The following is an 11,959-nucleotide window of genomic DNA, read 5'->3' on the forward strand; positions in this document are numbered from 1 at the left end:
CCGCCAATGAAAAGCGCCTGCAGCAATGCAGGCGCTTTTTTATGGTCACATCTTGCCGAGCCGGTTACTGGGCAACCAGATAGAGCTCCTTGCTGTAGACCACATCTTGCGGGTTAAGGTGGGGGTAGCCTTTCACGAAAGGCTTGAGCAACCTGGATTTGACCGAGAAATAGATGGGGGCGATGGGGGCATCCGCATCAATGAGTGCCTCTGCCTGTTGATACAGGGCATTGCGTTCAGCGGGATCCAGCGAGTCGTGGGCCTTGGCCAGCAGGGCGTCGTACTCCTTGTTGAACCACTTGCCGCTGTTGGCACTGCTGCTGGAGGTCATGATGTCGAGGAAGGTGGAGGCATCGTTATAATCCCCGTTCCAGCCATAGCGGCTAACCCCGAAATCCCCCTCGTTGAGTGCCGAGACCATGGTCTTCCACTCCATGTTGTTGAGGGTGGCAGTGACCCCCAGGTTGTGTTTCCACATGGAGGAGACGGCCAGCGCAATCTTTTTGTGGCTCTCGTTGGTGTTGTAGAGAATGTCCACTGTGAGTGGCTTGTCCGGGCCATATCCCGCTTCGGCCAACAGGGCTTTGGCTTGCTTGATCCGCTCCTCTTTGCTCTGCAGCTGGCTGGCCGGTTTTTTCAATTCAAAGCCGTCCACAATGGGGGGCGTGAAGCTATATGCGGCAATTTGTCCCTGTCCCAGGATCTTGTCGGTGATGGTCTCCCGGTCGATGGCGAGCGAGAGCGCCTTGCGTACTTTCGGGTCATCGAACGGTTTGCGCTGGGTATTGAAGACATAGTAATAGCTGGCCAGCGTGGGGACGCTGACCAGTTCTTCCGGGCTCTTGCTCTTGAGCTGCTTGTACTGCTCCAGCGGATAAGTGGTGTAGTGCAGTTCACCGGTGCGATAGCGGTTGTAGGCGGCGGTTTCCGAGACGATCTCCAGATAGATCACCTTGTTCAGGACGGTGTGCTGGTTGTTCCAGTAGTGGGTATTGCGCTCGGCACTCAGCCGCTCGTTGGGGGTCCACTCCTTGAGTACAAAGGCACCGTTGGAGACGATATTGCCCGGTTTGACCCAATCCTTACCGTATTTTTCAATGGTGGCCTTGGGGGCCGGGAAGGTGGTGTAGTGGGCCAGCGTCTTCAGGAAGAAGGGGACCGGATTTTTCAGGGTGACTTGCAGGGTGTGGTCATCGAGCGCCTTGATCCCGAGCTCTGACGGGCTCTTCTTGCCCTGTGTCACCTCGCTTGCATTGACCACTCCGGTCAACTCGATAAACCAGGCGTAGTTGGAGGCCGTCTTGGGATCGGCCGCCCGTTGCCAGCCGTAGACATAATCGGCGGCGGTGACCGGTTCACCGTTTGACCACTTGGCCTCGGGCCTCAGCTTGAAGGTGTAGACGGTACCTGTCTTGTCGACCTCGTAGCTGACGGCGCCTGCTGGTTTGATCTTGCCGGTATTATCCAGCTCATAGAGCCCTTCAAACAGATCGTTGACGATGGCACTACCGGCGGTCTCTTCTACCAGCTGGGGGTCGATGGTGGTGGGTTCGGTGCCGATATTGGTCACGTAGATTTGTTGGGCATCCGGCAGCAGCTTGGTACCGGCAGGCACCTGGGCAGCCCAGGCGGGAAGGGCAAACAGTCCGGCTACCATGCCGGCAATGAGAGTCTTGTTCATTGATAATCCTTGAGTTTTATTTGCTTCCAAAGCGAAATCAGTGTGCTGGATTGGCGATCGGATCTCAAGAGGCAATGGCTAAGGGAGCAGCAGGCCCATCAGACTCCATTTTTAATGGCTCAAGGCAAGTCAGCTTATGGCTTGTCGCAGGTTATTGCCACGAATTAAGGGTCCGAAAGTTATCGATTGAAACCGAATAAAAAGTGTCTTTTACTATAACGTGAGGCGAAATAGCCTATTTAATAGGCCGCTTAATTCGCTGCAAAAATAAAAAACAGACGTTACATTAGGTTACAAATCAAGGCCGCCGGTGATCGGCATTTTTTTTGTCGACGCCTGCAAACGTTTTCAATGCCAACGGATGCGATCTAAAGGAACAAAAATGCGAAACATGATCACCATGGGTGAGTTCATCGTCAAAAAGCAGGCGGATTATCCTACCGCGACCGGCGAGCTGACCTCGTTGCTCAGCTCGATCCGCCTTGCTGCCAAGGTGGTGAACCGGGAGATCAACAAGGCGGGACTGGCGGATATCATCGGTTCCATGGGCGCTGAAAACGTACAGGGCGAGGTGCAGCAGAAGCTGGATGTCTACGCCAACGAACGCTTCAAGGCGGCGCTGGAAGCGCGCGGCGAGGTGTGTGGCATGGCCTCGGAAGAAGAAGAGGACTTCGTGGCCTTTGACTCGCCACTCTCCAAAAACTCCAAGTATGTGGTGCTGATCGACCCGCTCGATGGCTCCTCCAATATCGACGTCAACGTCTCGGTCGGGACCATCTTCTCCATCTACCGCCGTTTGAGCCCGCAGGGATCGCCGGTGACCCTGGAGGACTTCCTCCAACCGGGCAACCGTCAGGTCGCCGCCGGTTATGTGGTTTACGGCTCCTCCACCATGCTGGTCTACACCACCGGCTTTGGCGTCAACGGCTTTACCTACGATCCTTCCATCGGTTGCTTCTGCCTCTCTCACGAGAACATCCGCATCCCGGAAGAGGGCAAGATCTACTCCATCAATGAGGGCAACTACATCAAGTTCCCGGACGGGGTGAAGAAGTACCTGAAATATTGTCAGGAGCGCGATGAGGCGACCCACAGACCCTACACCTCCCGCTATATCGGATCCCTGGTTTCCGATTTCCATCGCAACCTGCTCAAGGGCGGCATCTACATCTATCCGTCCGGCACCAACTCGCCGAATGGCAAGCTGCGCTTGCTCTATGAGTGCAACCCGATGGCGTTTCTGGTGGAACAGGCCGGTGGCAAGGCCTCCGATGGCTTTGGCCGGATCATGGATATCCAGCCCACCGCGCTGCACCAGCGTACCCCTTACTTCGTTGGCTCGACCAAAATGGTGGAGCGCGCCGAGGCCTTTATGCGCGAGTTCTCTGCCCATGAGGATCCGGCCAATCAGAACTGAACGTACGCAGTAGTCAGATAGCAAATCAAAAACGGGAGCCGATTTGGCTCCCGTTTTAGTTGGCGTTATCTGTCTGGGTCGACGCCAGCGTTGCAGAGATTCACAGGCTGTTGTTGGCCAGATCAGCCAGCAAACCATCGACCAGTTTCAGGCGCATCGCACGATCCTGGGTCGGCACCTGGAAACGCAGCCGGGTCGGCCCGTCCATCTTGTAGACCCGGGGCTGGCTGGAGAGCAGCTTGACCAGATAGGCCGGATTAACCTTGGTCTCCTGGGTGAAGTCGAGATAGCCGCCGCGCTCGCTCATCTCCACCCGGCGAATGCCAAGGGCGGTGGCCCGCTGGCGGAAGGCAGCCAGCTCCAGCAGGGTTTTGGTCGCCTCCGGCAAGAGGCCGAAACGGTCGATCAGCTCCACTTTCAGCTCGCGCAGCTCCTGCTCGTCCGCCGCACTGGCGATCCGCTTGTACATGGAGAGGCGCATGTTGACGTCCGGAATATAGTCATCCGGCAGCAGCGCAGGCAGGCGCAGCTCCACCTCGGTGTGCTGGCTCATCAGCTGCTCGAGCGACGGCTCTTTGCCATTTTTCAGCGCCTCGACCGCCTGCTCCAGCATCTCCATGTAGAGGGTGAAGCCGACTGATTCAATCTGGCCGCTCTGATCGTCGCCGAGTAGTTCGCCTGCACCACGGATCTCCAGATCGTGGGTCGCCAGCGCAAAACCGGCGCCGAGATCTTCAAGCGAGGCGATCGCCTCAAGCCGCTTGGCCGCATCCTTGGTCATCAGCTTGGGATGGGGGGTGAGCAGATAGGCGTAGGCCTGATGGTGGGAGCGGCCAACCCGGCCCCGTAGCTGGTGCAGTTGGGCCAGTCCGAGATGATCCGCCCGATCCATGATGATGGTGTTGGCGCTCGGCACGTCGATGCCGGTTTCGATAATGGTGGTGCAGACCAGCAGGTTAAAGCGCTGGTGGTAGAAGTCGGACATGATCCGCTCAAGCTCGCGCTCGCGCATCTGGCCGTGGGCGATGCCGATGCGGGCCTCGGGCACTAATTCGGCAAGATCGGCGGCGCACTTCTCGATGCTCTCCACGTCATTGTGCAGGTAGTAAACCTGACCGCCGCGCTTGAGTTCCCGCAGCACAGCCTCGCGCACCACCGCCGGTTCGTGCTGGCGCACGAAGGTCTTGATGGCGAGTCGCTTGGCGGGCGGCGTGGCGATGATGGAGAGATCCCGCATGCCGGACATTGCCATATTGAGGGTGCGTGGAATAGGAGTGGCGGTGAGGGTGAGGATATCCACATCGGCCCGCAGCGCCTTGATCTTCTCCTTCTGGCGTACCCCGAATCTGTGCTCCTCATCGACGATGAGCAGCCCCAGATCCTTGAAGGTGAGTTCGGAGCCGAGCAGCTTGTGGGTGCCGATGATGATGTCCACCTTGCCTTCGGCCAATTCCTTCATCACTGCGCTCTGCTCTTTAGCGGAGCGGAAGCGGCTCAGCACCTCGACCCGCACCGGCCAGTTGGCGAAGCGGTCGCGGAAGTTGTCGTAGTGCTGTTGCGCCAGCAGGGTGGTGGGCACCAGCACGGCAACCTGCTTGCCGCCGTGTACAGCCACAAACGCTGCCCGCATCGCCACTTCGGTCTTGCCGAAACCGACGTCGCCGCACACCAGTCTATCCATGCTCTTGGCCTGACACATGTCCCCCAGCACTGCATTGATAGCGTTGAGCTGATCGTCGGTCTCCTCGAACGGGAAGCTGGCGGCAAACTGGCGATAGGCCTCTTTGTCGTGCTTGAAGGCAAAACCGGCGCGAGCGGCGCGATGAGCGTAGACATCCAGCAGCTCGGCTGCCACGTCGCGCACCTTCTCCGCCGCCTTGCGCCGCGCCTTGCTCCAGGCTTCACCGCCGAGCTTGTGGCTGGGCGGGTTATCAGAACCGGTGTAGCGGCTGATAAGGTGCAAACTGGTAACCGGCACGAACAGCTTGTCGCCGCCGGCATATTCGAGGGTCAAAAACTCGGTGGGCAGGCCACCGGCATCGATGGTTTCGAGCCCCAGATAGCGGCCGACCCCGTGATCCAGATGGACCACTGGCTGACCCTGGGTCAGCTCGCCCAGGTTTCTGATCACCGCATCGGAGCTCAGGTTCTTGCTCTTCTCCCGCGCCCGCTTGCTGCGCACCTTGCCGCCCAGCAGTTCGGTCTCGGTGATCAGCGCCAGTGGATCCTGACCGACCTCCTGCCACAGGAAGCCACGCTCAAGCGGTGCAACCAGCAGGCCGTGGCGATCCGGGCTCGCCATAAAGGCGTCGAGAGAGGGGAACTCCTTGGGTTGCAGTGAGATACGCGCCAGCAGATCGCCGAGTACCTCCCGCCGTCCTTCGGATTCCACCGCAAACAGGGTGCGCCCGGCAAAACCTTGGAGGAACTGGTTGAGCGCCAGCAGGGGTTGCTCTTTGCTGTGATCGAGTTGCAGGTCGGGCAGCGCGGAGATGGGCAGATCGTGCTGACCAGCATCACCGGCGGTAGCGGACTCTTGCAGCCGCACCGCACCATATTGGCCCAGAGAGGCAAAGAGCTGCTCCACCGGCAGATAGAGCTGGGCCGGGGGTAGCAGGGGGCGAGTGTTGTCCCAGCGTCTGTCTTCATAGCGCTGGCCGATATCGTTCCAGAAACGCTGGGCGGCGGGGTAGATATCCCCCACAGTGAGCAGCAGGGTCTCTTCCGGCAGGTAGTCAAACAGGCTGGCGGTCTGGTTGAAAAAGAGCGGCAGATAATACTCGATGCCGGCGGGCCAGCGCCCCTTGCTCACCTCCTGATAGACGGAACCCTCGGCCCGCGACAGCTCGAACTGCTCGCGGAACTGGCCGCGAAACAGTTCGATGGCCGCCTCGTCGGTAGGGTATTCCCGGGCGGGCAGCAGGCTGACCGTCTTGACCGGTTCGCTGGAGCGCTGGGTTTCGGGATCGAACGGGCGGATGGAGTCCACTTCATCGTCGAAGAAGTCGATGCGATAGGGGCTGCTACTGCCCATGGGGAAGAGATCGAGCAGGGAGCCGCGGGCGGCAAATTCGCCATGTTCCAGCACCTGATCCACCGCCACGTAACCCGCCTCGGCCAGCCGCCCGCGCAACTGTTGCAGATTGAGGCGTTGGCCGGCCTTCACCATCAGGCTGTATTTGTCGAGATAGACCCGGGGGGCGCAGCGCAACATCAGGGTGGAGATGGGGACAATCAGCACCCCCTTGCTCATCTGCGGTAGCTTGTAGAGAGTCTCGAGCCGCTGGGAGATGATGTCCTGATGGGGAGAGAAGGTGTCGTAGGGCAGGGTCTCCCAATCGGGGAACAGCAATACGGGAACGGATTGAGCGGCTGGCTGCTTGCCTGCCAGCAAGTACTGAAGCTCCTGCTCCAGGCGCAGGGCGCTCGGGGTATCGGCGGTGATAAGCAGTACCGGCCCCTTGGCTTCACTGGTGAGACGGGCTGCAATCAGCGAGAGGCTGCTGCCGACCAGCTGGCCGAGCGTGATCTTTTGGCCCGCTTTGGCGGGCAAGGCGGGGAGTGTCATTGGCATGGTTCGATTCTTTTAACGTTGACGTTATCTATCGCTGACGTTCGCTCTGGTTAGCGCTGACGCTCTTGGGCGCGCAGCTTGAGCTGTTTCGATTGCACGTGGAGGCTGGCACGAACCAGCAGTTCACGGTCATCTTCGCGGATCCGCACATAGTCGAGCTGCACATGGGTGCCATGTTCACCGCCGTCGAGCTGTTTGACCTGGCCATAGCAGTAGATGGCGGCCGCCTCTTCCCGCAGGAAAATCTTGAGGCGGACGATCTGGTGCAGGTGCGGTGCATCCCCGTGATCATGATAGGGGTGGAGGTAGGTGAGCTGGCCAGCCCCGAAGCGCAGGGTGTGAAAGCGCTGCTCCGGATGGTCCTGCAGGGAGAGTACATAGCCCATGATCATGTCGATCTTGCGGGACTGCTGATTAACGATCTCGATCAGATCGTGCATCGACTCGTTCTGGTTGCGCAGCAGGCGGGTGGTCACCAGATCGATGGAGGTAATGGCCGAAGAGATCCGAAAGGGCTCCGGCAGCTCAGCGTCCAGCTCCTCCAGCGAGGGGAGGTGGAAGTCGGCCGGCATGGGGATCACATTGACCGGCGTGGCATGAGTGACGCTGAAGAACTGTTCCTGCATGGAGGCTATCCCTTGTTGTCATGGACGGTTTCCCTTTATTATCCGGTATCTTATTTTGTTGGCAACGTACATATCCTTGAAGACCGGACTTTTTCAGCCCCTTTCGCTGGCCATCGGCCTGCGTTATGCAGGCTCGAAGCGCAGCAATCGCTTCGTCTCATTTATCTCCCTGTTCTCTACCTTTGGCATCGCCATCGGGGTTGCCGCCCTGATGGTGGTCATTTCGGTGATGAACGGTTTCGAAGGGCAGCTCAAAGGGCGCATCCTCGGGGTGATCCCCCATGTGGTGGTGACCAACCAGGCTGGCCGTATTGATGCAGACCCGCAAGGCTTGCCGGATCTGGCCAACTTACCCCATGTGGTTGCCTCGGCTCCCATGCTCGACAGCGAAGGGATGCTGCAAAGCCCCGGCCAGCTGACCGGGGTGAGCGTGCAGGGGATCGACCCTGCAAAGTGGCCCAAGGATGACATCCTCCATAGCCAGATGTTGGGGGGGCGCCTCGATACCCTGCAGGCCGGCCACTACCGCATCGTGCTGGGGCAGGGGGTGGCACGTCGCCTCAATGTCTCCATCGGCGATCAGGTTCGTTTGATCCTGACCGAGGGGACCCGCTTCACTCCGTTTGGCCGGGTACCGGCCCAGCGCCTCTTTACCGTCTCCGGCATCTTCGGGGTCGGCGCCGATGTGGATAATCAGATTGCGCTGATCGCCCTGGGGGATGCCCAGCGGCTGCTGCGTCTGCCGCCAGAAACCGTCGGTGGCATTCGCCTCTGGCTCGATGATCCCTTTGCCGCTGACGAGGTGATCAAGACACCGTTGCCGGATGGGCTGCTGTGGCAGGATTGGCGCCGCGAGCGGGGCGAGCTGTTCCAGGCGGTCGCCATGGAAAAACGGATGATGGGGCTGATGCTGGTGCTGATCATCGCCGTCGCTACCTTCAACATCCTCTCCGCGCTGGTGATGGTGGTAACGGACAAGGAGGGCGAAGTGGCCATCCTGCGCACCATGGGCATGAGTGAATCGGGGATCGTTAAAATTTTCATGGTGCTTGGCGCTTCCAGCGGGGTGATTGGTGCTCTGTTTGGCGGGCTGGCGGGCCTTGCGCTCTCCTTGGGTCTCAACCCCCTGCTCAATGCGGTGGGGCTCAACCTCTATATGGCGGCGGGCGGCAGTGGCCTGCCGGTGATTGTCGAGCCGGCTCAGGTCATCACCATTTTGCTGGGCGCCGTGCTGCTGAGCTTCAGTGCCACCCTCTATCCTGCGGCCCGCGCTGCGCGGGTGAAACCGGCCGAGGCGCTGCGTTATGAGTAATGCCGTGAATAATGCATCTTCTGTTGTGACTGGTGCCCCCGTTGTTGCGGGTGCCAGCGTTGTTACCGAGGCAAGTGGAGCCCCTGTTATGAATGAAGCCGTATCCTGTGAACCTCTGCTGCGCTGCCAGGCGCTCAACCATGTCTATAAAGAGGGGGAGCTGGAGACTCAGGTGCTCAAGGGGATCGATCTCTGCGTCGCGCCCGGTGAAATGCTGGCGGTGGTGGGGAGCTCGGGCTCCGGCAAGACCACTCTGCTGCATCTGATGGGGGCGCTGGACAACCCCTCCAGTGGCGCCGTGCTGTTCAAGGGGGAGGATATTCACCATTGGGACAGCCGTACCCAGGCCCGTTTTCGCAACCGCGAGCTGGGCTTTGTCTACCAGTTTCACCACCTGCTCTCCGAGTTCAGTGCGCTGGAAAATGCGGCCATGCCGCTGCTGATCGCCGGTGAGTCGGTGGCGGTTGCCACCGAAAAGGCAACCAAGATGCTGGGACGGGTGGGGCTCTCCCATCGATTGAATCACCGTCCTTCCGAGCTCTCCGGTGGTGAACGTCAGCGGGTGGCGATCGCCCGGGCGCTGGTCAACGAACCGAGTCTGGTGCTGGCGGATGAACCGACCGGCAATCTGGATCACGCCAGTGCCACGGCAGTGTACGAATTGCTGTGTGAACTGAACCGTGAACTGGGGACTGCGTTTGTGGTGGTGACTCACGACTTGAGTCTCGCGGCCAAGCTCCATCGCCGGGTGACCCTGGTGAGTGGCGTTATGGCGGAGGTTGCCTGATGTTCAAACCGCTGCCCCTCTTCCTGGGCCTGCGTTACAGCCGCTCCCGCCGGCGCAACGGATTTATCGCCTTTATCTCTGCCTCTTCCCTGATCGGTATCGCCCTCGGGGTGATGGCGCTGATCCTGGGCCTCTCCGCCATGAACGGTTTCGAGCGGGAGCTTAAAGATCGGGTGCTCTCGGTCGTACCGCAAGGTGAGCTGGACGCCGTCGAGCGGCCGCTGCCAGATTGGCCCCGTCTGCGTGACTACCTGCTGGCCCAGCCGGGCGTTGAAGCGGCTGCCCCGGTCATTCGCCTCAATGGTCTGCTGGAGCATGGCTCTGCCCTCAAGGGGGTCCAACTGCGCGCCGTGCTGCCGGAGCTGGAAGCCAATCTCTCGGATGCCGGCAAATACATGACGGGCCGCGGCCTGCGTGAGCTGCAACCGGGTGAACGTGGAGTGATCCTTGGCAAGACCATCGCCGACAAGCTGGGCGTCAAGGTGGGAGACTCGGTCGCCCTGTTGCTGCCGCAAGGGGGCGATCAGGCCGGGATCAAGAATCCTCGGCGCGAAGCCCTGACCGTGGTGGGGCTGCTGGAGATCGGCGGGCAGCTCGACGGCCTGCTCGGCTTTATGCATCTGGCCGATGCGCAAGCGATCACCGGCATGGGCAGCGATGTGGAGGGCTTCAGCCTGCGGGTGAGCGATGTGCTTAATGCACAAAATATTACGATTGCCGCCGCGCAGCAGTTCCCCCATCACGTCTATATCCGTAGCTGGATGAACAGCCAGGGCTACCTCTATCAGGACATCCAGATGGTGCGTACCGTCATGTATGTGGTGATGCTGATGGTTGTGGCCGTCGCCTGCTTCAACATTGTCTCCACCTTGGTGATGGCGGTGAACGAGAAGCGCAGCGAAATCGCCATCCTGAAAACCATGGGGGCGAGCCCTGGCCAGATCCGGCTTACCTTCGTCATTCAGGGGATGGTCAACGGCGTGGCCGGTGCCCTGCTCGGCGCCCTGCTGGGCGGGCTGCTCTCCAGCAAGCTGACCCAGATCTTGGGGGTTATCGAGAAGCTCATCGGTCACCGCTTCCTCAATCCGGATATCTACTTTATCGACTTCTTGCCGACCGAGTTGCATATGCAGGATCTGCTTATCGTGACGGGCGCCGCCATTCTGATGAGTCTGGTGGCGACCCTCTATCCCGCCTGGCGGGCGAGCGGTCTGGTACCCTCCCGCGAGCTGGGTCACTGATGCGCCACATCTGATCAGACGATAAAGAACGAAGGGCCCGCCGGTGCAAACCGGCGGGCCCTTCTGTTTTCAGCTCGAGTGACTTGTCTTAGTGTGCGTTCAGCTCATCGAGCGGCAGGGAGAAGCTGGCCACGAAGGTGTCGATAAAGTAGCGCATCTCATCGCTCATCCGCGCTTCCAGCATGGCTTCGAGGCGTTTGCGAGCCGGTTCAAACTCCCTATTGCCAGCATTAATCTCTTCGAGGCACTTGGTATAGGCGCAGAGGGTATCGGCATCCTTGACCAGCCTGGCCAGCTCGCCATCTTGGGCTGCCGAATCGAGCAGCGGGCGAAAATCCTCTACCAGTTCCGGCGGCAGCATGCCAAGCAGCCGCTGTTCGGCGGCCAGTTCTATCTTCTTGTACTCGCGGGCGATCTCGGGATTGAAGTATTTGACCGGGGTGGGCAGATCGCCGGTCAGCACCTCACTGCTGTCGTGATAGAGGGCCATCACGGCGGCGCGGTCGGCATTCACGCTGCCGCCAAACAGCCGGTTTTTGATGATGCCGAGGGCATGGGCCACCATAGCCACCTGCAGGCTGTGCTCGGAAATGTTTTCCGGCTGGATGTTGCGCATCAGGGGCCAGCGATAGATGAGTTTCATGCGGGCGAGATTGGCGAAAAAGTGACTGGGTAACATGATTGCCTCAACAAAAGAGAATAGAAAAGGGCAGACCCTAGTCTGCCCTTTTTTTCGTTGCTGGGCAGCGTCTGCCCGCGCATTTCCCGCAGTTAGCGGATATAGCGGCCCGATTCAGCCTCCTGATTGGTCACAATCATCTGGCCAATGGGCGCTAGGCTGATCAGCGCCAGCTTGAGGTGCTGGATACCGAACGGAATACCGATAATGGTCACGAAGCAGGCCAGTGCGGAAGCGATGTGGCCTATGGCCAGCCAGACACCGATCAGCACGAACCAGAGGATGTTGCCAATCAGCCCCAGAGTGCCGGTGCCGATATCGCTCTGGCCGGTCATGGTTTTGCGGTTGACAGCCTGCTTGCCAAACGGGAAGAAGGTAAAGGTGCCGATCACGAAGCAGGCTCGTCCCCAGGGAATGCCGATCAGCGAGATAAAGCAGATAAGACCGGCCAGCCACCAGGCCAGGCCCATAAAGACACCTCCCAGTACAAACCAGAGCAGATTGAACAAGAAGCGGAAAAAGGCCATGTGAGTGACTCCAGATCATCAATTTGGTTGCCACCATAACGAGGGAGGGGTAGGGACGCAATGGTTGATTGGCCCAATCGCCATTTGGCTGGTCAAATTGAGTCGTCGTCCGCAG

Annotated in this window: 9 protein-coding genes; 4 read left to right on the forward strand and 5 right to left on the reverse strand. The window is 59.7% G+C overall.

All coding sequences use genetic code 11. From position 1 onward, the window contains the following. Nucleotides 1–64: 64 nt before the first annotated feature. Nucleotides 65–1,681, reverse strand: a complete 1,617-nt coding sequence (locus tag I6L35_RS15150; RefSeq protein WP_139746884.1) for a peptide ABC transporter substrate-binding protein — start codon at nt 1,679–1,681, stop codon at nt 65–67. Between the two features lie 382 nt (nt 1,682–2,063). Between I6L35_RS15150 and fbp the strand changes: the two genes are divergently transcribed. Continuing rightward, nucleotides 2,064–3,098 carry a class 1 fructose-bisphosphatase gene (gene fbp, locus I6L35_RS15155; protein WP_216963118.1) on the forward strand — a complete coding sequence of 345 codons (1,035 nt, stop codon included), beginning with the start codon at nt 2,064–2,066 and terminating at the stop codon, nt 3,096–3,098. 100 nt (nt 3,099–3,198) lie between these two features. On the opposite strand, the gene mfd is transcribed toward fbp, so the two are convergent. After that, nucleotides 3,199–6,666 (reverse strand): transcription-repair coupling factor, encoded by a 3,468-nt coding sequence (gene mfd, locus I6L35_RS15160; protein ID WP_216980300.1) that lies wholly within the window; start codon nt 6,664–6,666, stop codon nt 3,199–3,201. A 56-nt stretch (nt 6,667–6,722) separates the two neighbouring features. Next, a complete protein-coding gene (locus I6L35_RS15165; RefSeq protein WP_005351323.1) occupies nt 6,723–7,298 on the reverse strand; it encodes a hypothetical protein in 576 nt (191 codons plus the stop codon). Nucleotides 7,299–7,374: 76 nt separating this feature from the next. On the opposite strand from I6L35_RS15165, the gene I6L35_RS15170 reads away from it, so the two are divergent. From I6L35_RS15170 to lolE, 3 genes are all read left to right on the forward strand, one after another. Next, entirely contained in the window at nt 7,375–8,610 is a 1,236-nt protein-coding gene (locus I6L35_RS15170; protein WP_216978628.1) for a lipoprotein-releasing ABC transporter permease subunit, read from the forward strand. Between the two features lie 88 nt (nt 8,611–8,698). Beyond that, the gene (gene lolD, locus I6L35_RS15175) at nt 8,699–9,397 is read left to right on the forward strand and encodes a lipoprotein-releasing ABC transporter ATP-binding protein LolD (RefSeq protein ID WP_204383079.1); all 699 of its coding nucleotides are present in this window, start codon (nt 8,699–8,701) and stop codon (nt 9,395–9,397) included. After that, nucleotides 9,397–10,638 (forward strand): lipoprotein-releasing ABC transporter permease subunit LolE, encoded by a 1,242-nt coding sequence (lolE, locus tag I6L35_RS15180; protein WP_216978629.1) that lies wholly within the window; start codon nt 9,397–9,399, stop codon nt 10,636–10,638. The genes lolD and lolE overlap by 1 nt, the downstream gene beginning before the upstream one ends. An 88-nt stretch (nt 10,639–10,726) precedes the next feature. Here lolE and yfbR read toward each other — a convergent pair whose 3' ends face one another. Then, nucleotides 10,727–11,317 carry a 5'-deoxynucleotidase gene (gene yfbR / locus I6L35_RS15185; protein WP_216978630.1) on the reverse strand — a complete coding sequence of 197 codons (591 nt, stop codon included), beginning with the start codon at nt 11,315–11,317 and terminating at the stop codon, nt 10,727–10,729. Nucleotides 11,318–11,409: 92 nt separating this feature from the next. Continuing rightward, on the reverse strand, nt 11,410–11,844 hold the full coding sequence (locus I6L35_RS15190; RefSeq protein WP_201933346.1) for a YccF domain-containing protein: 435 nt from the start codon (nt 11,842–11,844) through the stop codon (nt 11,410–11,412). Nucleotides 11,845–11,959 lie beyond the last annotated feature (115 nt).

The organism is Aeromonas sp. FDAARGOS 1405 (genome assembly GCF_019048265.1).
In the GTDB taxonomy this organism is placed as follows: Bacteria; Pseudomonadota; Gammaproteobacteria; order Enterobacterales; family Aeromonadaceae; genus Aeromonas; species Aeromonas veronii_A.

Excerpts from the sequence above, each read along its gene's own strand:
- I6L35_RS15150 (WP_139746884.1), bottom strand. The coding sequence starts at position 1,681 with ATGAACAAGACTCTCATTGCCGGCATGGTAGCCGGACTGTTTGCCCTT.
- fbp (WP_216963118.1), top strand. The coding sequence starts at position 2,064 with ATGCGAAACATGATCACCATGGGTGAGTTCATCGTCAAAAAGCAGGCG.
- mfd (WP_216980300.1), bottom strand. The coding sequence starts at position 6,666 with ATGACACTCCCCGCCTTGCCCGCCAAAGCGGGCCAAAAGATCACGCTC.
- I6L35_RS15165 (WP_005351323.1), bottom strand. The coding sequence starts at position 7,298 with ATGCAGGAACAGTTCTTCAGCGTCACTCATGCCACGCCGGTCAATGTG.
- lolD (WP_204383079.1), top strand. The coding sequence starts at position 8,699 with ATGAATGAAGCCGTATCCTGTGAACCTCTGCTGCGCTGCCAGGCGCTC.
- lolE (WP_216978629.1), top strand. The coding sequence starts at position 9,397 with ATGTTCAAACCGCTGCCCCTCTTCCTGGGCCTGCGTTACAGCCGCTCC.
- yfbR (WP_216978630.1), bottom strand. The coding sequence starts at position 11,317 with ATGTTACCCAGTCACTTTTTCGCCAATCTCGCCCGCATGAAACTCATC.
- I6L35_RS15190 (WP_201933346.1), bottom strand. The coding sequence starts at position 11,844 with ATGGCCTTTTTCCGCTTCTTGTTCAATCTGCTCTGGTTTGTACTGGGA.